This window comes from Clostridium sp. Ade.TY, from assembly GCF_000498355.1.
Classification (GTDB): domain Bacteria; phylum Bacillota; class Clostridia; order Clostridiales; family Clostridiaceae; genus Clostridium.
On sequence record NZ_AVSV01000044.1, the window covers coordinates 1 to 20,948 of the forward strand.

Consider the following 20,948-nt stretch of genomic DNA (forward strand, 5'->3'; position numbering starts at 1 on the left):
TCGAATTTTGCTTTTGACATTATAAATTCCTCCTATCACTCTAATAAACCTTGCCTAGTGTTTTCTACTTTTTTATGTGTCTCTGGAGCTCACGATCGGGATTGAACCGACGACCTCCGCCTTACCAAGGCGACGCTCTGCCAACTGAGCTACGTGAGCACTCATTTATCATGAGTTTTCTTTAATATACCAATTATAAAGTTTACTATCATTTTTTTTGTTTGTCAATAAAAAATACTTACTTTACATCTAAGCATTTTTCTAGCTTTCGCTTAACTCTTTGCAATGCATTATCTATTGATTTTGCATGCCTATCTAAATCACAAGCAATTTCTTGATAAGATTTACCATCTAAGTATGAGTTTAACACATTAAGCTCTAATCTAGATAGCACTCTTTCCATTTCACTTTCTATTCTTGCTTTTTCTTCTTGACTTATAACAAGTTCTTCAGGGTCAGTTATTTTAAATCCAGCTAAAACATCTAATAACGTTCTTTCTGAATCTTCTTCGTAGATTGGTTTATTTAATGATATATAAGTATTTAATGGAATATGCTTTTGTCTTGTTGCTGTTTTTATTGCTGTTATTATCTGTCTTGTTACACACAATTCAGCAAAAGCTTTAAATGTTGATAATTTCTCTGGATTAAAGTCTCTTATTGCTTTATAAAGACCAATCATTCCTTCTTGATAAATATCTTCCTTATCAGCACCTATCAAAAAATATGATTTTGCTTTTGATTTTACAAAATTTTCATATTTGTTTATTAAATATTCTTGAGCTTTTATATTTCCATTTTTAGCTTCTATTGCTACATCTTCATCATTTTTGTCTTTAAATTCTAAATACTTAATCATAAACAATCACCATTCTATCCATCTTCCCCTCACAACCTAGTCCCTATTATACTTAGCAAATTTAATCAAGTCAACATTACTAGTGACTTCTACGCATTTTCTCAAGTTTATGAAAAATTTCTTCATCAATATTATCACTTAAGTTATTTTTCTGAGATATCATGTTTCTTTCAGTTTTAACCCTAATTTTATCTTCTACGTCAATAACTTCGTTGTAAAACTCTATAGAAGATGTTCTAGTCGCTCCTCTTTGAAATATAGTTTGTTGTTCCAACCAATCTGAAGTTACAACGCAAACTTCATATTTTCTACCAATTAAATTTACTTCTTTTTCTATATAAGCATCTGCAGTTTCGCCATCTTTAGTAAATACTATAGATAAATTTTTATTGATTTTTTCTTTATTCTCTATATTTCCAGCAACCTTATGTCCATCAAATACTAATACTATTTTACAATCATTATAACTACCATAATTGTGAAGTATATTTATTAACTTATCTCTTGCACCATCAAAACTTATGTTTTTTAAGTCTTTTAAATTAGGCCAGCTGTTTAAAACATTATATCCATCTATAAATATAATCTTCACATCTCATCCCTCTTTTTTATTTTAATCTACCCTTTAATACTTCATACATCATTATACCACCTGCAACTGAAGCATTTAAAGAATTTATTTTACCAATCATAGGAATTTTAACTAATTTATCGCATTTTTTTAATGTTAATTTTGATATCCCTCTACCTTCACTTCCTATAATTAGAGCACAAGGTCCACTAAAGTCAACTTCATAACTATATTCTCTTCCTGCTATATCTGCACCATATACCCAAATACCACTTTCTTTTAGCTCATCAATCGTATTGTTTATATTAGTAACCTTAGCTATTTTTACATGCTCAACAGCCCCAACTGATGATTTATAAACTGTAGGTGTTACTCCAACATTTCTTCTTTTTGGTATTATTATTCCATGTACTCCACACGTTTCTGCTGTTCTTATTATTGATCCTAAATTATGTGGATCTTCTAATTCGTCTAATATTATTATAAAAGGTGCCTCGCCTTTTCTCTTTGCTTCCTCTAATATATCCTTTACTTCAAAATATTTATATGGTGTTATTTTGGCTATAACTCCTTGATGTACCATGCCAGCTGACATAGAATCTAATTTTTTCTTATCTGATTCTTTTATAACTACTTTATTTTTCTTTGCAATATTTATTATTTGATTTATTGATCCTTCTCTTGATCCGTTTGAAAGATATAAAGCTTCTATTGTTTTATTACTTTTTAAAGCTTCCATAACTGCATTTCTACCAATTATTAAATCTTCTCTTACTTCTTCAACTTGATTATTTATTACTTTTTTATCTTCTCTTTGTTTTCTCGGTTCTCTTACTTTTTTTGAAAAAGTTTCTTCTTGGAACTTTTCTTCTTTAGGCTTATTATATTTTCTTTCATCTCTTCTTCTATTTTGGTTACTCTTTTTTATCCTTGTCATATTAAATAACTCCTTAACTAATAATACTTGTTTAAGTTACAGTAAAAGTTTCATTTTATTATTTACAAATTTCTATACTCTTATTAAATATAAATTCTAATCTTTTTTCATCATTTATCAAGTATAAATATCCGACTAATGCCTCAAATCCTGTTGCCATTCTATAATCTCTAACATCTGCATTTTTAGGAACAGTTGCTGATTTAGCATTTCTTCCTCTTTTAAATATATATAACTCTTCTTCTGTCAATTCATCTTCTATATTATGCATTATATCTGATTGACTTTTTGCTTTAACATAGCCTATAGCTTTTCTATGTATTTTATGAGCTGAAAGTTCTGTATTATTTGAAAGTATACATCCTCTTATAAATACTTCATAAACAGCATCACCAACTAATGCTAATTGTAGTGGATTTAATCTTCTAGCTTCATCCTTGCTAAATTCTCTTGTTCTAAAATTTTCTAACATAGTTATTACTCCTTTAAATAAGGGCTGCACTAAACGCACAGCCCTTTTAAATTAGTCTACCTTTTTCCATCTAACTCCTTGTGGAGTGTCTTCTAATACAATTCCTCTTGCTTTTAAGTCATCTCTTATCTTATCTGCAAGGGCAAAATCTCTATTTTTTCTAGCTTCTTGTCTTTGCTCTATTAAACTTTCTATTTCTTCTGCTTCATCAGCTAAATCTACTTTAGTTGATTTTTGAAGTATTCCAAGCGGTGCTCCAAGTTCTCTTATTAATGCTAATGCACCTTGAGCTAGTTCTTTTGATGATTCTACATTTATATTTGTATTTATATCTTTTACTAAATCAAATATAGCAGTTATTGCATCTGCAGTATTAAAATCATCATCCATTTTTTCAATATATTTTTCTCTATATTTATTTAAACTATCAAGATACTTCTTTTCATCTTCATTCATTTCATCTCTTGAAACTTCATCTATAAGATTTTCAAGATTTCCTATGGCATTATAAAGTCTTGCAACTGATGCCTTCGCTGAATCTAAAAGATCAGCACTATAATTTAATTGAATTCTATAATGACATGATAACATTAAGAATCTTATTACATCAGCATCATATTCTTTTAATACATCTCTTGCTGTAAAGAAATTATTTAATGACTTAGACATTTTTTTATTATTTACATTAACATAAGCTGAATGTAACCAATAATGTGCAAATGGTTTTCCTGTTAATGCTTCACTTTGTGCTATTTCATTTTCATGATGTGGGAATGCTAAGTCCATTCCACCTGCGTGAATATCTATTGTTTCTCCTAAGATATTCTTTGCCATACATGAACATTCAATATGCCATCCTGGTCTTCCTTCTCCCCAAGGACAATTCCAAGCAGGTTCTCCTTCTTTCTTTGCTTTCCATATAGCAAAATCCATAGGATCTTTCTTTCTTTCATCAACGTTTATTCTAGCCCCAGCTTGAAGTTCATCTAAGTTTTGACCTGATAATTTTCCATATCCTTCAAACTTTTTAGTACTAAAATAAACATCTCCATCAACTTCGTAAGCATATCCTTTGTCTATTAAGTCTTTTACAAATTTTATTATTTGACCAATGTATTCTGTAGCCCTTGGATTTACTGTAGCTCTTTCTATATTTAAAGCATCAGCATCAGTATAATATTCTTTAATATACTTATCTCCAACTTTTTTAACTGTTAAACCTTCTTCATTGGCTCTCTTTATCATTTTATCATCTATATCAGTAAAGTTTTGAACAAATTTTACCTTATAGCCTCTGTATTCGAAATATCTTCTTATAGTATCAAAAACTATAAAAGTTCTACCATTACCTATGTGAAAAAAGTTATAAACTGTAGGTCCACATACATACATAGTAACTTCACCTGGAGTTATTGGTACAAACTCCTCTTTTTTATTTGTTAATGTGTTGTAAAGCCTCATTCTATCTTCCTCCTAACTATCTTAGTTTTAGGTTATTTTTTTCGAATTCTGCTCTTACTCTATCTTTAGCTTCTTCTATCTTTATTGTTTCGTTTTCTCCGCCAGCTCTTAATTTAAATTCAACTTCTCCATCACTTATTTTCTTACCAACAGTTATTCTCATTGGTATTCCCATAAGTTCTGAATCTTTAAATTTAACTCCAGCTCTTTCTTTTCTATCATCTAAAAGTGCTTCTACTCCCATAGATTTAAGTTCTTCATATATTTCTGTTGCAATTCTCATTTGATCTTCATCTTTTGAATTTACTGCTACAACTGAAACATGATAAGGCGCAACTTCTAATGGCCATATTATACCATTTTCATCATGATGTTGCTCTATTATTGATGCAACTGTTCTTGTTACACCAATTCCATAACATCCCATTATAAATGGCTTTTCTTTACCATCTTCATCTATAAATTTAGCATTCATAGATTCTGAATATTTAGTTCCTAACTTAAATATATGACCTACTTCAGTACCTCTTGCAATAGTAACTTTTCCGCCACACTTAGGACAAACTTCTCCTTCTTCTACATTTCTAAAGTCTCCAACCACTCCTTCAAACTCTCTTCCGTAGTTAACTCCTTTTAAATGGAATCCAGTTTCGTTTGCACCTGTAACCATATTGTACATTCTGCTTACTTCTTCATCAACTAAAAGTAAATCTACCTTTAATCCAACTGGTCCTGCGAATCCAGTTTCAGCACCTGTTGCTTTAAGAACTTCTTCATGTGAAGCTAATTCTATATCAGTTGATGCATTAGCTGCATTTGCAACTTTTACTTCATTAACTTCTCTATCTCCTCTTACTAAAACTCCAACTAATTTTCCATCTACATTGTAGATTAAAGTTTTAACAGTTTTCTTTGGAGATACTTTTAAAAATTCTGATACTTCTTCTATAGTTCTACTATCTGGTGTAGATACTTTTTCCATTGCGATTAATTCTTCAGCTTCTGCTATTTCTGCTTTAGATTCTGCTTTTTCTATATTTGCTGCATAGTTACATTCTGTACAGAATACTACATCATCTTCTCCAACTTCTGATTTAACCATAAATTCTGCTGAGTTTGATCCACCAATTGCTCCTGAATCCGCTTCAACACATTTTGCATCTAATCCACATCTATTAAATATTTTTACATAAGCATCATGCATTTTATCAAATGAAGCATCTAATCCTGCTTGATCTTTATCAAAGCTATAAGCATCTTTCATTATGAATTCTCTTGATCTCATAACTCCAAATCTTGGTCTAGTTTCATCTCTATACTTTGTTTGAATTTGATATAAATTTAATGGTAATTGTTTATATGATTTAATTTCATTTTTAACTATATTTGTAAATACTTCTTCATGAGTTGGTCCTAAACAGAATTCTCTTTGATTTCTATCTTTAACTCTGAACATTTCTGCTCCATAAGCATCCCATCTACCTGACTCTTGCCATAATTCTGCTGGTATTATAGCTGAACATAAAAGTTCTTGTGCTCCAGCATTATCCATTTCTTCTCTAACTATATCTTCTACCTTTTTAAGAACTTTTACTCCTAATGGTAAGTGATTATATATTCCTGACGCCATTTTTCTTATTAATCCTGCTCTAAGCATTAATTGATGGCTTGCTATTTCTGCTTCTGCTGGAACTTCTCTTAAAGTTGCAATTAGCATATTAGACATTCTCATATTTTTATCCTCCTATTTATATAAATTAATTAATTTCTTTAAATATAAAAAAGCCACCCTATTAACAATAGGGCGACTAACTATCGCGGTACCACCTAAATTTTTTCTTTAATAATGATAACGGTATTAAACCGATAGTTTTTGCCTATTACTCCGAAGCTGGTTCAAAATCTATTTTGGAATCTTTCAGCCTAAGGATTCTCTCTCTGAAAATGTGGCGATTTCTACTATTCTTCATCATAGCCTTTAACTAATATAAAATTATAATTAATTATAACTTTTTACAAATATACTGTCAACACAGTTAATTACTCTATATTTTTAGCCAAATGCTCTCCTAAAATTAAGTCTTCTGGAGTAGTTATTTTAATATTTGTATATTCTCCATCATAAACGAAAACTTTGTTTCCAAAACTTTCTACAACCATAGTGTCATCTGTAACACTTATGTTTTGAAGTTTAACTTTTTCATGACAAGATAATATTAAATTGTAGTCAAATATTTGTGGTGTCTGAATTGCTACAAGTTCTTCTCTTTTTAAAGTCTCTTTTGAAAATCCATTTTCATCTTTAACTTTAATTGTATCTTTTGGCATAACTCCTGGGGCTACTGCCTTAAACTCTTTTGCAAAGTTTATTCCATCTAATATCATTTTATCCGAAACAAATGGTCTTGCTCCATCATGTATCAAAACAATATCTCCATTTTCTATTGCTCTTAAAGCATTTAAAACTGAATCTTGTCTCTCTTTACCACCACATACTATTTTATTAACTTTCAACTTATACTTTTTTAGTATTTCCTCTTTGCAGTATTCTATTTCATCTTCAGGAAGAACCAAAACAACTTCATCTATATTTTCATTATCTATGAATCTTTTTAATGTGTAATAAAGAATTGGTTTTTCATTTATAAGTATAAACTGCTTACTTATATCTGCCCCCATCCTTTTACCTCTTCCTCCTGCTAATATAATTGCACTATTCATCAAAGTCTCCTTTAATTATCCTTAGGTCTTGCAAATATCATTCTTCCTGCAGCAGTTTGTAATACAGATGTAACTATAACTACTATAGTCTTGCTCATATGTTTTTTTCCACCTTCAACAACAATCATAGTTCCATCATCTAAGTAAGCAACACCTTGACTTGCTTCTTTTCCATCTTTAACTACTTCAACTGTCATTTCCTCTCCAGGAATAACAACAGGTTTTATTGCATTTGAAAGTTCATTTATATTTAAAACTGGTACACCTTGTACCTCTGCAACCTTATTTAAATTATAATCATTTGTTATTACTTTTCCATCTAATGTTTGAGCTAATTTTAAAAGTTTTGCATCAACTTCTGCAATTTTAGGAAAATCACCTTCCCAAATTTGAGTTTCTATATCAAGCTCTTTTTGAATTTTATTTAATATATCTAGTCCTCTTCTTCCTCTAGTTCTCTTTAAGGAATCTGATGAATCTGATATATGTCTTAATTCATCCAAAACAAAGTTTGGTATAACAAGCGGTCCTTCTATAAATCCAGTTTGACAAATGTCAAATATTCTTCCATCAATTATTACTGATGTATCTAATACCTTTGGTATTGATTTACCTTTTGTATTTTTACCTTTTTTATCTTTAGATGACTTCTCTTTATTAACATTAGATTTTTTCATTGTCACAAATATATTACTTATATCATCTTTCTTTTGAACCATTATTCTCATACCAATTATAGCAAATAAAATGTTTACTAAAACATAAAGTAACGGTCCTAAAGCTCCACCAATATCATTTAAAGGTCTTGCAACAAAGAATACTATTACTAATGCAATTACAGCTCCTACAGCTCCATATATTATTTCTAACACAGTAAATTTTCTCATGTTTTTTTCTGTATAATCAATAATATTTAAAATCCCTCTATATATTGCTGGAGACACTAAAAATAAAATAATTGCGAATAATAATGAAATAAATATAAGAAATGATGCCTTTCCAGCTGTTCCTGATAAATATTTAAATTCTTGTACAGCATGAATTTTTAATATTGCCTCTCCTACAATATATCCTATTAACAATCCTATCAATGTAAGAAGATATCTAATTATTTTTTTAAACATCTTTTCACCTCCCTATTAAATTATTACCAACTTTTTTATATAAAATTCCTAAGTAGATATAATTACTAAGAATTCTATTTCACTTAGTTAATTATACCATATCTAAATATTCTCTTTAATGAAGATTTTCTTAATTTAGGAAATTGTACATTTGTCGATTTTCTATCAAATTTATGCCCCCTATATTTTATAAAAAAAATATTATATTATTAACTCAAAGCTAATTATTCACTCAATTCTTCATTGACAAATATTACCTTACAATTCTATAATTAACTTATACTTATCAAATATTAGCAAGGAGTTGAAGCAAATGAAAGATATTATTTTTGACGATTTTCAAAACAATGTAAACGATTCTTTACTTAGACATAAAAGTATCCTTGATACTTTAAGTAAATATACTGAGTCAAATTCTAGAGTGAATAGAGCAATTATTAAAGCTGTTACAAATTGTGGATGTATAAAAATAAATGCAAGCAAACAATGTTTAGTTACTGAAGATTACTCAATTGATAATATTGCTGATTGCCTTAAAAATCATCTAGAAGGCGAATTATGTGATAATTGTCGTGAAGTTATAGAGCGTGAAATGGGTAACAATATTTTTTATCTTACATCTCTTTGCAACACTTTAGATATAAATCTATATGATATATTTTTAAAAGAGAATGATAAAGTAACTACTTTAGGTAAATTTACTTTTAGATAATGATATATTTTAATTTACGATTATATGAAAAAAACGATATTCCAAGAGAAATATATTTTTTTCCTCTATGGAATATCGTTTTTTATAATTCTACTTTTAATGATATCTGATCATTTATTCTTCTTAATCCGTTTTTTATAGCTTTAGCTCTAGCCTCTCCAATACCATCAACCTTATCTAAGTCATCTATATCAGCTTCTAATATATTATTAAAATTCTCAAAATGAGCTATTAAATTTTCAATAACATTTGATGGAATTCTAGGTATTTTGCTTAACATTCTATATCCTTTTGGAGATATTAATGTATCCGCAAGTGGTGCATATCCATATCCTAAAACTTTAGCTATTGCTTCTAAATCTATAAGTTCTTCTGATGTTAATTTTTGAATATTTTCATATATTTCATTATGATCCTTATCTGGACTACTATAATCTCTTATTAAAAATATTCCATCTCTCTCAACATGTTTTATTAATTCATTTAATTGCATAGATATGAGTCTTCCCTCATTACCTAACTCTAAAATATATATTCTTATTTCTTCTACGATTCTCATTACCATTTCAGTTCTTTGAATAGCTGTAACAACATCAAAAAGAGTTGTTAAGTCTTGAAATTCTAGAAGATTTAAGTTATTTATTACTCTTTCCAAAACTGATACATATTTCTCAAGAGTTTGAACAGCCTGATTAGCTCTACCAAGTATTACACTACTTTCTCTTAATACATATTTTATATCACCTTTATATACAGTTATAATATTTCTTCTTTGAGATATAGCAACAACAATTTTACCTGTTTCTCTTGCAACCCTTTGTGCTGTTCTATGTCTCGTTCCTGTTTCAAATGTAGGTATTGATGCACTTGGCACTAATTGAGCATTAGCACAAACAATCTTTTTTATATCATCACTTAAAACTATAGCCCCATCCATTTTTGCCAATTCATATACATATGCTGGAGAATATTCTGAATGAATTGTAAAACCACCATCTACAATTTTCATTACCTCTTCACTATCTCCTAAAACAATCAACCCACCAGTCTTTGCTCTGAGTATATTTTCAAGTCCTTCTCTTAATTGAGTTCCAGGACACATCATTTTTAATATATTTTTTATTTCAACATCTCTTTCTAACCTCATACGCTTCACCTATTCTCCTAGAATATCTTACTTATAGCTTCTCTTATATTGCTAACACATATAATATTTATTGTTTTATTATTAACTTTATCCTTATTTCTACTAGGTATTATAGTATTTTCAAACCCCATCTTTTCTGCTTCATTTACAAGTCTATCTATTGATGTTATAGGTCTTATTTCTCCTGTTAATCCTACTTCACCTACGACTAAAACTTTTGGAAGTTTAATTCCCTTTCCCCTCATGCTTGAAATTAATGCTATTGCAACTCCAAGATCTGATGTAGTTCCATCTAAACTTAATCCCCCAACAACATTAACATATACATCATGATTATAAAATGGTATTCTAAGTTTCTTTTCTAATACAGCAAGTATTAAGCTTAATCTTTGATTATCTATACCTACAGCTGTTCTTCTTGGCATTACCGCCTTTGTTTCTGTAACTAATGCTTGAATCTCAACAAGTATTGGTCTTGTTCCTTCCATTATTCCAATTACAACAGATCCTTCTTGATTAAATGTTGTATCTTCTAAGAACATACTAGATGGATCATAAACTTCAACTAATCCCTCTTGTCTCATTTCAAAAACGCCAATTTCACTTGTTGTTCCGAATCTATTTTTCATAGTTCTTAAAATCCTAAATTCTTCTGTTCTTTCACCCTCAAAATAAAGAACAGTATCTACCATATGTTCAAGTACTCTAGGTCCTGCAAGTTCACCTTGTTTTGTAACATGCGCCACTATAAATAATGGTATATTTTTCTTTTTACCTATTCTCATCATCTGATTTGAACATTCTTTTACTTGTGATACACTTCCTGGAGCTGATGTAACCCCTTCTTTATATATTGTTTGTATTGAATCTATTATTACAAACTTTGGTTCTAATTCATCTATATAAACTTCTATTGTGTCAAGATTAGTTTCTGAAACAATATATAAATCATCACATGTTACACCTAATCTATCTCCTCTTATCTTTATTTGCTCTTCTGACTCTTCTCCTGAAACATAAAGTACCTTTCCATGCTTCTTTGCTATATTATTAGCAGTCTGAAGTAATAACGTTGACTTACCTATTCCAGGATCTCCTGATATTAATGTTAATGAACCTTTTACAAGCCCACCACCTAATACTCTATTTAATTCATTTATTCCAGTATCATATCTCTCTTTTTCACCTGATTTTATATTTTTAATGCTTTTAGGCATATTTTCAGGCTTAAGAGTTTTTACTATATCATTTTTTATTTGAACTTTATTATCTCTTACTTCTTCAACAAAAGTATTCCATTCATTGCAAGAAGGACATTTACCAAGCCACTTTGCTGATTCATATCCACATTCTTGACAAGTAAACATTGATTTTATTTTAGCCATAAAAGCACCTCAATCTATTTTTGACTAATGAAATATTATTATACTCCACCTATATTATAATAACATACAATTATAGAGTTAAACTATCGATTGATTAATTTTATTTTGTTTATTTTATAAAATTTTTTAAATAATAATAGGCTGTTATAAAACATATTAAAATGCTTCATAACAGCCTAATTTATTTAAAAGAAAATTTTATTTTATAAGCTTTGCTGCCTCTTCATCTACAATAACTGTAACATCTCTATGCATGTTAAGCATCGTAACTGGACATTCAGTAGTTATTTTACCGCTAAATAATTCTTTTATAGCCTCAGCTTTACCTTCACCACTTGCTATTAAAAGTATTCTTTTTGATTTCATTATTTGTCCAAGTCCCATAGTTATAGCAGTCTTTGGTACTTCTTCCATAGAATCAAAAAATCTTGAATTAGCTTGAATTGTACTTTCTGTTAATCCAGTTAAATGAGTTCCTGCTATTAAAACTGAATCAGGTTCATTAAATGCTATATGACCATTATTACCAACACCTAATAATTGTATATCTGTTCCGCCTAACTCATCTATTTTTTTGTCATAAGCTTTTCCTTCTTCTTCTATATTTTCAGCTAAACCATTTGGTACATAAGTATTAGCTTTATTTATATTTATATGATCAAAAAGATTTGTATTCATAAAGTGTCTATAACTTTGCTCATGTGTTCCAGCAAGTCCTATATATTCATCAAGATTAACAGTAGTTACTTTTGAAAAATCTATATTACCATCTTTATTCATTTTTATTAATTCTTTATACATACCAACTGGTGTTCCGCCTGTTGCAAGACCTAATACAGCATCTGGCTTTTCATTAACTACTTTTGCCATAACACCAGCTGCTACTTTACTCATCTCATCATAATTTTTGACCATAACTAAATTCATTTTAATTTCCCCTCTCGCCTTGATATATTCACTTGCAATATATATTTATCTGATCTATAAATTGATTCTTCTACAAAAAGAATTTTTCCATTTTTATCTAATGTTGTTCCAAAAGTGCTTATTAAAGGAAGTACTTTCTCTACATTAAAAAGTTTTTTATAATAATCATCCATAACTATTGCTTTTATTGATGATTCTGAATGATCTATAAAATGACCTCTTTCTTCTATTAGTTTAAATAAAGAACCTTTTAGCTTTTCTTTATTTAATTCTCCACATATTTTAGGTGATATATGTACTTTTTCATTAGCTATACACTCACCATTTACTTTTCTCATTCTATTTATTTTATAAACTTTATTATCTTCTAATAAATCAACCATCTCATCAGGAGTATCTATAATATCAAATTCTAGAACCTCAGTTTCAAGCTTTCCACCTAACTTTTCAATAATGTCTGTAAAGCTCATAACATCTTGTTGCTTCACTTTAGGTTCACAAACAAAAGTACCTTTTCCCTTTTCTCTAACTAAAACTCCTTCTTGAACTAATTCCCCAAGTGCTTGTCTTACTGTCATTCTGCTTACTTCATAGTGTTCAGAAAGTTCTCTTTCACTATCAATGCATTCACCGACCTTCCAATAACCTTCAGAAATCTTCTCTAAAATATCTTGTTTTAATTGAAAATAAACTGGAATTGGACTATTTTTATCTATCATATTTGTTCCTCCTTAATTAATTATAACTAATTAATATATAGTTGTCTAGACCACTATACAATTTATATTTATTTTTAGCATAATAAATTTATTTTATACAAATAATAATTATACAATTTAAAAGGAGATGATGATACCATGATTGATAAATCTAAACTTATTAACACAAATATAACTCCAAGGAATACTATAAAATATAATAATCCAATTAACGTAAGTGAAACTTTCTCAAATACAATGCTAGATGTCGATTATAGTAATTTCGTATTAAATTCAAACTTAGAAAATGAAAATATAATAAAATAATTGATATAAAAAAACTTATAAACTATTTGTTACATATTATACATATTAAGCACCTTGAATTTAATAAATTTATAGAGTACAATTTATAAAAAAAGATGTTTAATTAATAATAATTATCGTCTGTTTGAGGAGGAGAAATTATGGTAAAAGTATATACAACTAATGCATGTCCTTGGTGTGTAAAAGCTAAAGATTACTTAACAAAAAAAGGAATAGAATTTACTTCATTAAATGTTCAAGATGATATGGAAGCAAGAGAAGAAATGCTTAAAAAATCAAAACAAATGGGAGTTCCTGTTCTTGATATAAACGGAACTATTATAATTGGTTTTGATAAACCTGCAATTGATAAAGCATTATCTAATGTTTAATTTTAAAAACACTATTGATTAATCAATAGTGTTTTTTTGTATAAATAAAATAAAAAAGAACTCTATAAGAGTTCTTTTTTAAATAATAGCATATATTATATATTAAATATTATTTTAAAGCTTCATCTATAGCTTTTTTATCAAATCCTACAATTACTTTTCCATCTATATCTAATACTGGTACTGTTCTTTGTCCTGATACTGCTTGAACTTCATTTCTATCTTCATGCTTATCTGCAACATTAATTTCTTGAAATTCTATACCTTTCATATTTAAATATTTCTTAGCTTTAACACAAGCTGGACACCATGATGTTGAATATATTTTTATCATTTATATCACCTTTACTTTCCTAATTTCTTTATATATTTTTCTGCTTCCAATGCAGCTATAGTTCCATCTGCTACAGCAGTTGTTATTTGTCTATATTCTTTATCTCTAACATCTCCAACTGCATATACACCTGGTATATTTGTTCTCATATTTTCATCTGTAATTATATAATTACCTTTTGAAAGATTTATATAATCTTTAAATAGATTTACCATTGGATCATGTCCGATTGATCCAAATACAGCTTCTATTTTTATTTCCTTTTCTTCACCAGTTAATGTATTTTTAATTATTCCTTTTTCAACAAAGTCATTACCTTCAACTGCTATTAAATCTTCATTATAAAGAATCTCTATTTTTTCATTCTTTTCAACTTCTTCTAAAACTGCTTTTTCACCTCTAAAATAATCATATCTTCTTATTATATAAACTTTCTTAGCAAAGTTTGTTAAGAATATAGCCTCTTCTAAAGCAGTATTACCGCCACCTACTATAGCGATAACTTTATCTTGATACATAGCACCATCACATACTGCACAGTAGTGAACACCCTTACCTGAAAACTTTTCTTCATTTTTTATAGGTAGTTTTTTTGGTGATGCTCCTGTTGCAATTATCACTGCCTTTGGCTTATATATAAATTCTTCAGTTTCTACAATCTTTTCGTTTTCATCAAATTTAACATTTTCTATAATATCAAATTCATCTATATTTGTACCTAATTCTTCTGCCTGTTGTTGCATTATGTCTGAAAGTTCAGCTCCAGATATTTTTTTAAACCCTGGATAATTTTCAACCATATAGCTATTTCTTACTTGACCGCCAACTATTTTATCTTCCAATAAAAGTAAATCTAATCTTGCTCTTGATCCATATATAGCAGCTGTTAATCCTGCTGGACCACCACCAATTATAATTAAATCAATGTTTTTCACTTGCTTTGCCAATTTAATTACCTCCTTACCCCCCAGGGGTATGTCATATAATTTTATTATATCACTTTATCTTTATATATTTCAATAAAATTTTTTAATTAATAATTGTTTAACATTAACTATTAAAATATAAAAATTAAAGGGAGTATTAAAAACTACTCCCTTTATAAGTTAACTTATACACTTAAATTTTATACATTCTTCTTTTATAAATGCTTCTAAATTTTTGCCTTTTTCTATATTTCCCATTAAAATTTCTTCGCTAAGCCTATCTTCTATCTCTTTTGTTATTATTCTTCTAAAAGGCCTTGCACCATATTCACTAATAGTACATTTATTTAATAAATAATCTTTTATATCTTCACTAAAAATTATATCTATATTATTTTTATTTAATCTAACTTTTATATCTTTAAGCATTATGTCTAATATATCCTTTAAGTTATCCCTTTCCAGTTTATGGAATACTATCGTATCATCTATTCTATTTAAAAACTCAGGTCTAAAGTTTTTCTTTAAATCCTCTAATATATTTTCTTTCATAGATGCATATCCATTATCATTTAAAGAGGAACTTAAAAAACCTACATTTCTCTGCTTATTTATTTTATGTGCACCTATATTAGATGTCATTATTATTATTGTATTTTTAAAATTTACTAGCTTACCTTTTCCATCTGTTAGCCTTCCATCTTCTAATATTTGTAGAAGAATATTAAAAACATCTCCATGAGCTTTTTCTATTTCATCTAATAAAACTACAGAATAAGGTTTTCTTCTTATAGCTTCTGTAAGTTGACCACCTTCATCATATCCTACATACCCTGGAGGTGCTCCTATAAGTTTAGATACTGCATGTTTTTCCATATATTCTGACATATCTATTCTTATCATATTATTTTGTTCTCCATAAACTGCTTCTGCTAATGCCTTACAAAGTTCAGTTTTTCCAACACCAGTAGGTCCTAAAAATATAAAACTTCCAATAGGTCTATTCGGATCTTGTAATCCAACTCTAGCCCTTCTTATAGCTTTTGCTATAGATGAAACTGCTTCCTTTTGTCCTATAACTCTTTCGTGAAGTCTATCTTCCAATTTAAGAAGTCTTTCACTTTCTTTTTCTGTTAATCTTTCTACCGGTATATTAGTCCAACTTGATACAACTTTTGCTATATCTTCTTCATTGACTACTAATGTATTAATAGATTCCTCTTCATTGAAACCATTTGATTTCTTTTCAAGTTCCATTTTTAATGATTTTTCTTTATCTCTAAGAGAAGCAGCTTTTTCAAAATCTTGAGACTTTATAGCATTTTCTTTATCTAATTCTATTTTCTCTATCTTATCTTCTAATACTTTTATATCTGGTGATATTTCAAGAGTTGATATTCTAACTTTAGCCGATGCTTCATCAATTAAATCTATAGCTTTATCTGGCATATATCTATCAACTATATATCTTTCGGACATTTCAATTGCAGCCTTTAATGCCTCATCTGATATTTCAATTTTATGATGAGTCTCATATTTTTCTTTAAGCCCTCTTAATATCTTTAATGTTTCATCTTTATTAGGTTCATTAATTGTTACTGGTTGAAATCTTCGCTCTAAAGCTAAATCTTTTTCTATATGCTTTCTATATTCATCTGTAGTAGTGGCACCAATACATTGAATATCTCCTCTTGCTAAGAAAGGCTTTAATATATTTGAAGCATCTATAGCACCTTCAGCTCCACCAGCACCTATAATTGTATGAATTTCATCTATAAATAATATTATATTTTTATTTTCTTTAACTTCTTCAACAATCTTCTTTAATCTTTCTTCAAATTCGCCTCTATATTTTGCTCCAGCAATTATATTTGAAATATCTAAAGAATATATTTGCTTATCTTTAAGTATTTCTGGTATATTTCCTTCCACAATTTTTTGTGCCAATCCTTCTATTATTGCAGTTTTTCCAACTCCTGGTTCTCCTATAAGACAGGGATTATTTTTTGCTCTTCTACATAATATTTCAAGTACTCTTTGAGTTTCTTTATTTCTTCCTACGACAGGGTCAAACTTATCTTCTTTCGCTAATTTAGTCATATTTATACTATATTTTTTAAGAACGGGAATATCCTCTTCCACTTCTGTTTCCAATTCGTCATCTTGAGGCACATAATCATCACCTGTATTTTCTAAAAATGAAATAATATCTTTTTTAATTAGATTCATATCATTATCAAATTGAGATAATAATGTATATGCAACCCCCTCATCTTCTTTAAGGAGTGCTAAAAGTATATGTTCTGGATTAATATATGCATGACCAAAGTTTTGGGCCTCCTTAGCACTAACTTCTAATAAATGTTTAGTTCTTGGAGTTAATAATAATTCATCCATTATTAAATCTACATCACCAAAACCTAAATAACTTTCTACTTTATCCTTTATATTCTCATAATTTATATTATATTTATTAAGCAGAATACTTGCATATCCACCTTCCTTTAATATTCCAAGCAATATATGTTCCGTTCCAACATAACCATGCTTAAAATTAAGTGACTCTTTTTTACCTTCTAAAATTAAACTATGAGTCCTTTCATTAAACCTTCCATTGCTCATACATCTTTATCCTCCTTACCCTTTATACCATACCAATTACTCCAAAAGCTTTCTAATAACATTAGCCCGTTCTATATCTAAGCATTCATCAATTATATTATCTTCTCCCATTGATTTTATAACTGAATTTTTAGCTAAATAGCTTAACTTTTCTATATCACTTAATTTAATTTCTAAAATATCATTTTCCACACCCAATCTTAAATCTGATAACAATTCTAAGCATTCTATAAAGCTTAATTGCCTAGCATATTTTAATATTCCATATGCTCTATAAACTTTATCTTCAAGATTTATTTTAGACTCATTAAACAGGTTAGTTCTCTCTTTTAATTCCTCATTTATTATATTTATGATGTTATCTTCTAAATTAGTAATTATATCTTCTTCACTTGCCCCCAAACACCATTTATTACTTATTTTATAGAGGTTTCCATAGGAATAACCTTTTTCCCCATATAATCCTTCAATACATAAATTATTATTTTCTAATTGTTTTGATACTTTAGTAATTTTATCAAGCATTGTTAATGCCGGTAAATGTAATGTTACTGAAACTTTAAGACCTGTACCTAAATTTGATAAGCTAGACATAAGATATCCAAGTCTATCATCAAAAGAATATCTAAACTTATCTTCTAACAAATTATCTATTTTATTTAAGTACTCATACATTTCTTTTATATTATTGCCATTTTTTTCATATAGTAATCTCAAATGTTCTTTTTCATTAATATTTACACTAAAATTTTTTTCTTTATTAACTATAAGACTTGAAATTTTTTTATTTTTTATAAGATTATTACTTATTAATCCAATATTTTTATAATAAGTTAAATCAAAATCTTCCCAAAGATTTATAACTTCAAGACCGTTAATATTATTTATTAATTCATTTGCTATATTTTTAGATAATTCTCTTCCATCCTCAATACTTAATTTTTTAGGGAATTTTTTATCCTTTATATTTCTAAAAAGTTCTATACTACTTCTAATAATCAACATGTGATTTTTAAAACTTTTTAACTCACTCATTTTTTAAAATAACCTCTCTACATTGATTCTCTAAATTCCTTATTTCATCTCTAATGCAAGCTGCTTTTTCATAATACTCTATTGCAATTGCATCTTCTAATTCACACTTTAACCTTATTATCTTTTTCTTATTATCTAAAATATACTCTTCTATCTTCGGAAACTTTCCCAAATGTTTATTTTTTATATTATTTTCTCTTATTTTTTCATTTAATTTATTTCCAAAGTACTTATAACATTTTTCACACCCAAACTCCCAGTTCTTTGAAACTTCTTCATATGTTATCCCACAATTTTGACATTTAATTTTTTTTGCTTTTTGAATTTTTTCCTTCTTTTCAAGCTTTTTTTCCATAATGTTATCTATAAACTTATTTAATAACTTATCAATTTCTTTATTATAATCATTCTCTGAAATAAGTGGCAATTTAGTTATATCCTCTGCACATTTAATACATAACCATATGCTTTCACTATTATCATCTAAGTTTCTAACCAACTTAACATTTGCTTGATTTTTCCCACACCTCTCACATAGCATAAAAAAACGCCTCCTATTCAAGTATTACCATCATAATTCCCTTTAATATGTCTGATCTTACTTTATTTTTATTCTCAACATCTTTTAATGTTTTATCATTAACAGCTATTTTTATAATATTATATTCTTTTTTATTAATTACTTCTGTCTCCAATAAATTATCTAATAATGCTACTGTATTATGATATGTTATACTATCTCCAATAGATTCATTTATTAATTTTTTTCTTCCAATAGGACAAGTATGTTCTACTTTTTTTATGGATATATATCCACCGCCGCCTCTTCTACTTTCTATAACATAACCTTTTTCATAGGTAAATCTAGTACTTAGTACATAATTTATTTGAGATGGCGCACACCTAAATTGGTCCGCCAACTCATTTCTTTGTATTAAAACTTTATTATCCTCTTCTTCCTTTATCATTTCCTTTATAAATTTTTCTATTATATCAGTTAATCTTGCCATAACTTCACCTTCTATATCTTTCTGCTTTTTACTTACCTTGACTTTGTAACACTATATTAATACTTTTTCTATATTCATTCAAGATAATAGGTTTATATATTTTTATTTTGTACATAATAAATTATATATTATGGAGGTCTTTTTATGGAAATTACATGGATTCAAAATTCAACTTTTTTAATAAAAACTTCTATAGGAAAAAGACTTCTTATAGATCCATTTAATAAATTTCATAATTGTAACTTATCACATTTAAACCCAAATGTAGTTACACTTAGTAGTGAATTTTCTACTTCATTTTGTTTACCTGAAATATCTAAAGATATACAATTAATAACATGTCCTGGTACTTATAATACAGAAATAGGAAGAATTATAGGTTATCCATCATTTTCAGATAAATTAAAAGGAAATAAAAGAGGTCCAAATACTATATATACATATGAAATAGATAATCTTAAAATATGCCATTTAGGATATATTGGTGAAATACCCTCAAAAGAATTTTTAACTAATTTAAATGATATAGACATATTATTTATACCTGTAGGTGGCCACATAAATATATCTGGTAAAGATGCTTTTTTAATATCAAAACAATTAAACCCTAAAATCATTATTCCAATGAACTATAAGACATCTTGCTCATCATTTTTATTTGAAGGTATAAAAGAATTTTTACTATTAACAAAAGATCTATATAAAAACAAATCAAAATCAATAGTTATAAATGAAAATAACATAAATGATTTCAATAAAGTAGTACTTCTTTCTATAAATAATCAATAAAAAAAGATCGTCTTTTGACGATCTTTTTTAAATGAAATTACTCTTGAACTGGTGCTCCTACTGGACAAACATTAGCACAGTTTCCACAATCGATACAAGTATCTGCATCTATTACGAATTGAGTATCTCCTTGGCTTATAGCATTAACTGGACATTCAGCTGCACATGCTCCACAGCTTATGCATGTATCATTTATTACAAATGCCATTTAAAAACACCTCCTAAAAAATTATGGTAATTACACCATCATCATTTTATCACGTTTTATCCAAATTTTAAAGTACTTTGATAAAATTTAGGATATGTTAATTATATAACCGTATAGCCAAATTCTTCTATATTATCTATTATTTTTTCTATATTTATATAATTATTATTAAATATTACTGTTACCTCTTTTTTATCTGATGATATTTCACTTGCTACTACACCTTCACAATTTGCTATTGCACTTTGTACATTTCTTACATCAGTAGAATTTTTAATTCCAGCAACCTTAAGTACAGCTTTCATACTAGCC

The 20,948-nt window shown here is 28.0% G+C and carries 24 protein-coding genes, 1 tRNA gene and 1 other annotated feature; of the genes, 4 read left to right on the plus strand and 21 right to left on the minus strand.

Features of this window, described 5'->3' with window-relative positions; all coding sequences use genetic code 11:
• Positions 1 to 83: 83 nt before the first annotated feature.
• From O212_RS0114980 to O212_RS0115020, 9 genes are all read right to left on the minus strand, one after another.
• Positions 84 to 159, minus strand: a tRNA-Thr gene (locus O212_RS0114980).
• Between the two features lie 79 nt (positions 160 to 238).
• Positions 239 to 859, minus strand: a complete 621-nt coding sequence (sigH, locus tag O212_RS0114985; protein WP_024615882.1) for an RNA polymerase sporulation sigma factor SigH — start codon at positions 857 to 859, stop codon at positions 239 to 241.
• Between the two features lie 79 nt (positions 860 to 938).
• Positions 939 to 1,451, minus strand: coding sequence for an NYN domain-containing protein (locus tag O212_RS0114990; protein ID WP_024615883.1), 513 nt, complete (start codon positions 1,449 to 1,451; stop codon positions 939 to 941).
• Positions 1,452 to 1,467: 16 nt separating this feature from the next.
• Positions 1,468 to 2,367, minus strand: a complete 900-nt coding sequence (rlmB, locus tag O212_RS0114995) for a 23S rRNA (guanosine(2251)-2'-O)-methyltransferase RlmB (protein WP_024615884.1) — start codon at positions 2,365 to 2,367, stop codon at positions 1,468 to 1,470.
• Between the two features lie 58 nt (positions 2,368 to 2,425).
• Positions 2,426 to 2,839 carry a ribonuclease III domain-containing protein gene (locus O212_RS0115000; RefSeq protein WP_024615885.1) on the minus strand — a complete coding sequence of 138 codons (414 nt, stop codon included), beginning with the start codon at positions 2,837 to 2,839 and terminating at the stop codon, positions 2,426 to 2,428.
• 51 nt (positions 2,840 to 2,890) lie between these two features.
• Positions 2,891 to 4,300 (minus strand): cysteine--tRNA ligase, encoded by a 1,410-nt coding sequence (gene cysS / locus O212_RS0115005; protein ID WP_024615886.1) that lies wholly within the window; start codon positions 4,298 to 4,300, stop codon positions 2,891 to 2,893.
• Between the two features lie 16 nt (positions 4,301 to 4,316).
• Entirely contained in the window at positions 4,317 to 6,032 is a 1,716-nt protein-coding gene (locus O212_RS0115010; protein ID WP_024615887.1) for a proline--tRNA ligase, read from the minus strand.
• Between the two features lie 65 nt (positions 6,033 to 6,097).
• Positions 6,098 to 6,282: a binding site (T-box leader), on the minus strand.
• Positions 6,283 to 6,340: 58 nt separating this feature from the next.
• Complete coding sequence (gene ispD, locus O212_RS0115015) at positions 6,341 to 7,021, minus strand: 2-C-methyl-D-erythritol 4-phosphate cytidylyltransferase (protein WP_024615888.1); 681 nt, start codon at positions 7,019 to 7,021, stop codon at positions 6,341 to 6,343.
• An 11-nt stretch (positions 7,022 to 7,032) separates the two neighbouring features.
• The gene (locus O212_RS0115020) at positions 7,033 to 8,145 is read right to left on the minus strand and encodes a PIN/TRAM domain-containing protein (RefSeq protein WP_024615889.1); all 1,113 of its coding nucleotides are present in this window, start codon (positions 8,143 to 8,145) and stop codon (positions 7,033 to 7,035) included.
• Positions 8,146 to 8,458: 313 nt separating this feature from the next.
• On the opposite strand from O212_RS0115020, the gene O212_RS0115025 reads away from it, so the two are divergent.
• Positions 8,459 to 8,857, plus strand: a complete 399-nt coding sequence (locus O212_RS0115025; RefSeq protein ID WP_024615890.1) for a hypothetical protein — start codon at positions 8,459 to 8,461, stop codon at positions 8,855 to 8,857.
• Between the two features lie 82 nt (positions 8,858 to 8,939).
• Here the strand turns inward: O212_RS0115025 and disA are convergent, their stop codons facing one another.
• The 4 genes from disA to O212_RS0115045 form a co-directional block, all read right to left on the minus strand.
• On the minus strand, positions 8,940 to 10,004 hold the full coding sequence (disA, locus tag O212_RS0115030) for a DNA integrity scanning diadenylate cyclase DisA (RefSeq protein ID WP_024615891.1): 1,065 nt from the start codon (positions 10,002 to 10,004) through the stop codon (positions 8,940 to 8,942).
• Between the two features lie 17 nt (positions 10,005 to 10,021).
• Positions 10,022 to 11,389: a DNA repair protein RadA gene (gene radA, locus O212_RS0115035; RefSeq protein ID WP_024615892.1), complete on the minus strand. Its 1,368-nt coding sequence runs from the start codon at positions 11,387 to 11,389 to the stop codon at positions 10,022 to 10,024.
• Between the two features lie 198 nt (positions 11,390 to 11,587).
• On the minus strand, positions 11,588 to 12,316 hold the full coding sequence (gene nagB, locus O212_RS0115040; protein WP_024615893.1) for a glucosamine-6-phosphate deaminase: 729 nt from the start codon (positions 12,314 to 12,316) through the stop codon (positions 11,588 to 11,590).
• Positions 12,313 to 13,035 (minus strand): GntR family transcriptional regulator, encoded by a 723-nt coding sequence (locus O212_RS0115045; RefSeq protein ID WP_024615894.1) that lies wholly within the window; start codon positions 13,033 to 13,035, stop codon positions 12,313 to 12,315. Before O212_RS0115045 ends, nagB begins: the two co-directional genes overlap by 4 nt.
• 138 nt (positions 13,036 to 13,173) lie before the next feature.
• Between O212_RS0115045 and O212_RS16730 the strand changes: the two genes are divergently transcribed.
• Both O212_RS16730 and O212_RS0115055 read left to right on the plus strand, forming a co-directional pair.
• A complete protein-coding gene (locus O212_RS16730) occupies positions 13,174 to 13,341 on the plus strand; it encodes a hypothetical protein (protein WP_160166423.1) in 168 nt (55 codons plus the stop codon).
• 140 nt (positions 13,342 to 13,481) lie between these two features.
• Positions 13,482 to 13,712, plus strand: a complete 231-nt coding sequence (locus O212_RS0115055; protein ID WP_024615895.1) for a glutaredoxin family protein — start codon at positions 13,482 to 13,484, stop codon at positions 13,710 to 13,712.
• A 109-nt stretch (positions 13,713 to 13,821) separates the two neighbouring features.
• Here the strand turns inward: O212_RS0115055 and O212_RS0115060 are convergent, their stop codons facing one another.
• From O212_RS0115060 to O212_RS0115085, 6 genes are all read right to left on the minus strand, one after another.
• The gene (locus O212_RS0115060; protein WP_024615896.1) at positions 13,822 to 14,046 is read right to left on the minus strand and encodes a glutaredoxin domain-containing protein; all 225 of its coding nucleotides are present in this window, start codon (positions 14,044 to 14,046) and stop codon (positions 13,822 to 13,824) included.
• A gap of 11 nt (positions 14,047 to 14,057) precedes the next feature.
• Positions 14,058 to 14,993 carry a thioredoxin-disulfide reductase gene (gene trxB / locus O212_RS0115065; protein WP_029699452.1) on the minus strand — a complete coding sequence of 312 codons (936 nt, stop codon included), beginning with the start codon at positions 14,991 to 14,993 and terminating at the stop codon, positions 14,058 to 14,060.
• Between the two features lie 159 nt (positions 14,994 to 15,152).
• On the minus strand, positions 15,153 to 17,594 hold the full coding sequence (locus tag O212_RS0115070; protein ID WP_024615897.1) for an ATP-dependent Clp protease ATP-binding subunit: 2,442 nt from the start codon (positions 17,592 to 17,594) through the stop codon (positions 15,153 to 15,155).
• Positions 17,595 to 17,630: 36 nt separating this feature from the next.
• Complete coding sequence (locus tag O212_RS0115075; RefSeq protein WP_024615898.1) at positions 17,631 to 18,629, minus strand: hypothetical protein; 999 nt, start codon at positions 18,627 to 18,629, stop codon at positions 17,631 to 17,633.
• Complete coding sequence (locus tag O212_RS0115080; protein ID WP_024615899.1) at positions 18,622 to 19,170, minus strand: UvrB/UvrC motif-containing protein; 549 nt, start codon at positions 19,168 to 19,170, stop codon at positions 18,622 to 18,624. The genes O212_RS0115075 and O212_RS0115080 overlap by 8 nt, the downstream gene beginning before the upstream one ends.
• A 13-nt stretch (positions 19,171 to 19,183) precedes the next feature.
• Positions 19,184 to 19,639 (minus strand): CtsR family transcriptional regulator, encoded by a 456-nt coding sequence (locus O212_RS0115085; protein ID WP_024615900.1) that lies wholly within the window; start codon positions 19,637 to 19,639, stop codon positions 19,184 to 19,186.
• Positions 19,640 to 19,783: 144 nt separating this feature from the next.
• On the opposite strand from O212_RS0115085, the gene O212_RS0115090 reads away from it, so the two are divergent.
• A complete protein-coding gene (locus O212_RS0115090; protein ID WP_024615901.1) occupies positions 19,784 to 20,428 on the plus strand; it encodes an MBL fold metallo-hydrolase in 645 nt (214 codons plus the stop codon).
• Positions 20,429 to 20,465: 37 nt separating this feature from the next.
• Here the strand turns inward: O212_RS0115090 and O212_RS0115095 are convergent, their stop codons facing one another.
• On the minus strand, positions 20,466 to 20,636 hold the full coding sequence (locus tag O212_RS0115095; RefSeq protein WP_024615902.1) for a 4Fe-4S binding protein: 171 nt from the start codon (positions 20,634 to 20,636) through the stop codon (positions 20,466 to 20,468).
• Positions 20,637 to 20,737: 101 nt separating this feature from the next.
• Positions 20,738 to 20,941, minus strand: a complete 204-nt coding sequence (locus tag O212_RS0115100) for a heavy-metal-associated domain-containing protein (RefSeq protein ID WP_024615903.1) — start codon at positions 20,939 to 20,941, stop codon at positions 20,738 to 20,740.
• Positions 20,942 to 20,948: the final 7 nt, after the last annotated feature.

Bases quoted from the DNA above. Each gene is read 5' to 3' on its own strand.
- O212_RS0115000 (WP_024615885.1), bottom strand. From the start codon at position 2,839: ATGTTAGAAAATTTTAGAACAAGAGAATTTAGCAAGGATGAAGCTAGA.
- nagB (WP_024615893.1), bottom strand. From the start codon at position 12,316: ATGAATTTAGTTATGGTCAAAAATTATGATGAGATGAGTAAAGTAGCA.
- cysS (WP_024615886.1), bottom strand. From the start codon at position 4,300: ATGAGGCTTTACAACACATTAACAAATAAAAAAGAGGAGTTTGTACCA.
- O212_RS0115075 (WP_024615898.1), bottom strand. From the start codon at position 18,629: ATGAGTGAGTTAAAAAGTTTTAAAAATCACATGTTGATTATTAGAAGT.
- sigH (WP_024615882.1), bottom strand. From the start codon at position 859: ATGATTAAGTATTTAGAATTTAAAGACAAAAATGATGAAGATGTAGCA.
- O212_RS0115085 (WP_024615900.1), bottom strand. From the start codon at position 19,639: ATGGCAAGATTAACTGATATAATAGAAAAATTTATAAAGGAAATGATA.
- O212_RS0115025 (WP_024615890.1), top strand. From the start codon at position 8,459: ATGAAAGATATTATTTTTGACGATTTTCAAAACAATGTAAACGATTCT.
- rlmB (WP_024615884.1), bottom strand. From the start codon at position 2,367: ATGACAAGGATAAAAAAGAGTAACCAAAATAGAAGAAGAGATGAAAGA.
- disA (WP_024615891.1), bottom strand. From the start codon at position 10,004: ATGAGGTTAGAAAGAGATGTTGAAATAAAAAATATATTAAAAATGATG.
- O212_RS0115070 (WP_024615897.1), bottom strand. From the start codon at position 17,594: ATGAGCAATGGAAGGTTTAATGAAAGGACTCATAGTTTAATTTTAGAA.
- O212_RS0115090 (WP_024615901.1), top strand. From the start codon at position 19,784: ATGGAAATTACATGGATTCAAAATTCAACTTTTTTAATAAAAACTTCT.
- O212_RS0115080 (WP_024615899.1), bottom strand. From the start codon at position 19,170: ATGCTATGTGAGAGGTGTGGGAAAAATCAAGCAAATGTTAAGTTGGTT.
- O212_RS0115095 (WP_024615902.1), bottom strand. From the start codon at position 20,636: ATGGCATTTGTAATAAATGATACATGCATAAGCTGTGGAGCATGTGCA.
- O212_RS0115045 (WP_024615894.1), bottom strand. From the start codon at position 13,035: ATGATAGATAAAAATAGTCCAATTCCAGTTTATTTTCAATTAAAACAA.
- radA (WP_024615892.1), bottom strand. From the start codon at position 11,389: ATGGCTAAAATAAAATCAATGTTTACTTGTCAAGAATGTGGATATGAA.
- O212_RS0115055 (WP_024615895.1), top strand. From the start codon at position 13,482: ATGGTAAAAGTATATACAACTAATGCATGTCCTTGGTGTGTAAAAGCT.
- ispD (WP_024615888.1), bottom strand. From the start codon at position 7,021: ATGAATAGTGCAATTATATTAGCAGGAGGAAGAGGTAAAAGGATGGGG.
- O212_RS16730 (WP_160166423.1), top strand. From the start codon at position 13,174: ATGATTGATAAATCTAAACTTATTAACACAAATATAACTCCAAGGAAT.
- O212_RS0115010 (WP_024615887.1), bottom strand. From the start codon at position 6,032: ATGAGAATGTCTAATATGCTAATTGCAACTTTAAGAGAAGTTCCAGCA.
- O212_RS0115060 (WP_024615896.1), bottom strand. From the start codon at position 14,046: ATGATAAAAATATATTCAACATCATGGTGTCCAGCTTGTGTTAAAGCT.
- O212_RS0115100 (WP_024615903.1), bottom strand. From the start codon at position 20,941: ATGAAAGCTGTACTTAAGGTTGCTGGAATTAAAAATTCTACTGATGTA.
- O212_RS0115020 (WP_024615889.1), bottom strand. From the start codon at position 8,145: ATGTTTAAAAAAATAATTAGATATCTTCTTACATTGATAGGATTGTTA.